Consider the following 3,033-nt stretch of genomic DNA (forward strand, 5'->3'; position numbering starts at 1 on the left):
GGTATGGGTACAGAACTACGACCGCCGTAGCCTGTTCTTCCCTGCGTTCCAAACCGTCTACGACGACGACAGTTCGATCCTGAACAGCTTCTTCAACATGGCCGTGGCCGTGGAGCTGGAAAAGATCGCAGACCGCGCTTGGCGTGATCTGACTGGCATCGACGGACTGACGCCGGAACAATTCATCGCGCGTTCCAACCGCCTGATCACTGAAGCTGTTGCTGGCCGTTTCGACGGTCGTGTGGTAATTGAGGTTGAAACAATCCTCACTGCTGCCGATACCCAGCGTGGCTACTCGTGGTCGTGCAACATCATCATGTACGGTAACAACATGATGACCGTTGGTTCGTTCACCATCGTTGCCCGTCGTCGTGAGGACCTCGCACAATGAGCCGCTTAGCCGATACGATCCTTGAAAACAAGGCGTACAACCAGTACGGTCGTCAGGCCATGGTTGACATCCGTAAGGGTGGTCAGAACGGCATCGCTCCCGACTACTCGGCCTACGTAAGTAGCGCTGCGTACGTTCGCCGGAACCTGATCGCTATTCTGATCGAAGCTCCGCGTGGTTTCCAAGATCTCGAGAACCCTGATTACTGGGTATCGACTCTGAAGAACCTCGTCGAGCTGGCGCCGAAATCCATTGAGGGTCTGCAACAGACTCTCAGTGTTGAACACATCGACAACCCGTTCGGTGGTGCTGGTGAGATCCAACAGGACATCTCCAACGTTACCCGTGCTCGTTCGAGCCCGTCGTTCACCTGGAACGAGAAATACGGTAAGTCGGTAGCTGCGTTCTTGAACGGTTGGGTTCTCAACCTGATCATGGACCCAGAAACCAAGTACCCTCGTGTTGTCAACAACAGCGAGAAGCCGACCGACCTCCTGCCAGACTACACCGGCATGACGGTTCTGTTCATGGAGCCAGATCCAACTGGCACCAAAGTGATCACCGCATGGTTGTCAACCAACATGCGTCCAAACGACCAAGTGGCTGAAATCACTGGTCGTCGTGACATCACTGCGGCCATGGAAGGTCAGGACTACTCCGTTGAGTTCACGGCTCTGACTCAGGTCGGTGAGGGCGTTAACGCTTTCGCTCAAGAGCTGCTGGACAACATGACACTGACCGGTGCTAACCCTAACCTGCAAGAAGCGTTCGTCAAAGAAATTGACGCGGACGTTAAAGCAGGCGAAAGCGGTTACGCTGAGCGCATTGCTAAGATGGCTGATTCAGCTATCTCGTAAGTGTTGGCTGGAACGGAGGGCTTCGGCCTTCCGTTTTATGCCGTATTTAATGAGGACTTCAAAGTCCACCCTATCGCCCACCTAAAAGAGAATTCGCTATGTTAGCGCAATACATGGAAAAGGACGGCCCTAAAGAAGGACGTCACTGGTCTCTCGAGAGCATCAATAGCCAGATCGCTATGGCTGATGCTAAGCTGGATCGTTTTGATGCCTTGTGCATCGCTATGGAAGACGTGGAAGAGATCATGGGAGACCTCGACTCCCTGGTTACCACTGGTGACGCTAACCAAACCACAGCGATGATGATTCGTGAGCGTATCTCTCGTGTGGAAGACGCCACCGGTCTGTCTGCTGTGATTCCTTCGATGGAAGATCATGGCGATGACATGGTTGCTTACCACCAGATCTCCATGGAGGCCGTATCGGGTCTGTGGAACCGGATCAAGCAAGCCTACGTGTCTGAGTTCCAAACCTTCTGGGACGGCATGTCGACTCTGTTTGGTGGCTACCGTCGTTGGGGCCTGAAGCAACAAGCCAAAGTCCATGCTCTGCGTCAAGAGTGGGCTGACAAGAAGCCACAACTGAACGAGCAGCGTCACAAAGGTTCGTTGGCTGGACAGACAGTGTTCATGGCGTTCACTCTGAATGGCCACATGTCTAAAGACCCTGTCGGCGACATGGCGAACGATCTCAAAGCCACTCGTGATATGACTCAGAACTATCCGAAGAACCTGGCCGTCTACGTTGAGAAAGTCCGTAGCATCATCAACGGTGGTAAGTACGACAGCGACCAAGCGTTCAAGGCATCCGTGCTTCAGAAGCTGGGACAACTGGAACACCCTTCGACTATCCTGAAATCTGACATCATCGGTAAGGGCAACGTCCTACTCTGCAACCGTGGTCTGGAGATCAAGAAAGGCCGTGCGGTTAAACCAGTGTCTCAGGATGCTGAATACAAACGCCTGGCTGACCTGTCCGTACAGACCTACGTGAAAGAGTTCATCTTCACTTGGTCGATGCTCAATGGCGGGATCATCGAAGACTTCCACCTCAGCACTCAGGACGTCGACAAACTCCTGGACTTGACCGAAGAGTACAACAAGTGCTTGGTCAACTGCATGGAAACCTTCCGTCCTCTCCAGAAGGCCATGAAGGGTCTGGCAGACTTCGCCAAGAAGAACGTCGACACCGACCACCTGAATCCAGCCAACCGTGCAGCGTTCAAACAACTGATCTCCTTCACCCGTGGCATGACTCGCTATGCGAAGACTCCGTACCGTGTTGAGATCGGTCGTGTGCAGACTGTAGCTATTGCTGCGCGTATCATCGCCAGCCGTACTATCGCTACTGCAAAATGACGGCATAAAGAAAAAAAAAAAGAGGGGGCCCGAAAGCCCTCTCTTTTATGCCGCTTTCTTTTGACGGTACTGCAACACCAAGTCGTGTACCGTGTTGAAGAGATCTAGCTCGGCTAGGTACTCTTTGTCCAAGGAGAACGGATTGATGTAATTGTTCTTTGAAGCGTAAGCGTAAAACTGCTTGTAACACTCTGCCTTCTCAGGCCAACGATCACTGAATGCGAGACACCACTGAAAGTAGAACACCACCAGAGGATTGCTCCCACACACTTGATGAACACGCATCGGACGTAGTTCTTTAGAGAACTCAGTCACTAAGGCTTCGTACTCGTTGCGTTCGGTAATGGTCTTCCCCCGAAGATTCATTCCCTCGTAACTATCCCCAGCTAATACCGCAGTCAACAATGTCTGTCTCTTATACACATCT

At 52.5% G+C, this 3,033-nt stretch carries 4 protein-coding genes; 3 read left to right on the top strand and 1 reads right to left on the bottom strand.

Features of this window, described 5'->3' with window-relative positions:
- The 3 genes from H8Z83_RS18845 to H8Z83_RS18855 all read left to right on the top strand — a co-directional run.
- Window positions 1–391 (top strand): hypothetical protein (locus H8Z83_RS18845; RefSeq protein WP_187016436.1); only part of this gene is annotated, 391 nt, incomplete at its 5' end.
- Entirely contained in the window at window positions 388–1,248 is an 861-nt protein-coding gene (locus H8Z83_RS18850) for a hypothetical protein (RefSeq protein WP_187016437.1), read from the top strand. The genes H8Z83_RS18845 and H8Z83_RS18850, both read left to right, overlap by 4 nt.
- A gap of 98 nt (window positions 1,249–1,346) precedes the next feature.
- Window positions 1,347–2,606, top strand: a complete 1,260-nt coding sequence (locus H8Z83_RS18855) for a hypothetical protein (protein ID WP_187016438.1) — start codon at window positions 1,347–1,349, stop codon at window positions 2,604–2,606.
- A gap of 45 nt (window positions 2,607–2,651) precedes the next feature.
- Here H8Z83_RS18855 and H8Z83_RS18860 read toward each other — a convergent pair.
- The coding region (locus tag H8Z83_RS18860) for a hypothetical protein (protein WP_207732098.1) at window positions 2,652–3,033 on the bottom strand (382 nt) is incomplete at its 5' end.

The sequence above is a fragment of the Dysosmobacter segnis genome (assembly GCF_014297285.1).
In the GTDB taxonomy this organism is placed as follows: domain Bacteria; phylum Bacillota; class Clostridia; order Oscillospirales; family Oscillospiraceae; genus Oscillibacter; species Oscillibacter segnis.